The organism is Planktothrix paucivesiculata PCC 9631 (assembly GCF_900009265.2).
Classification (GTDB): Bacteria; Cyanobacteriota; Cyanobacteriia; order Cyanobacteriales; family Microcoleaceae; genus Planktothrix; species Planktothrix paucivesiculata.
The window spans coordinates 1-208 of the sequence record NZ_LR735125.1; the positions used below are offsets into that span (position 1 = coordinate 1).

Below are 208 nucleotides of genomic sequence, written 5' to 3' on the forward strand. Positions count from 1 at the left end.
ATAGCTATTCAAGTGATAATCCTTAATCCCTTGATAGCCACTATCTTGTAAACTATCAGTTTGGGGGTGAAAATGAATTTTGCTTTTTTTGAATAAGCTGAAATCGTGGCAATGTCCTTCTCCAAAATCTGTACAAATAATCTGTTTAGTTTCTGGCTCAATTACTAACTGAATTTTGAGCGTGTGATGTTTTTTCTTTCCTGAGTAA

The 208-nt window shown here is 33.7% G+C and carries 1 protein-coding gene; it reads right to left on the reverse strand.

Translation table 11 applies throughout. The features are described 5' to 3' along the window. On the reverse strand, positions 1 to 208 hold a 208-nt coding region (locus tag PL9631_RS25810), incomplete at both ends, for a transposase family protein (protein ID WP_156090728.1).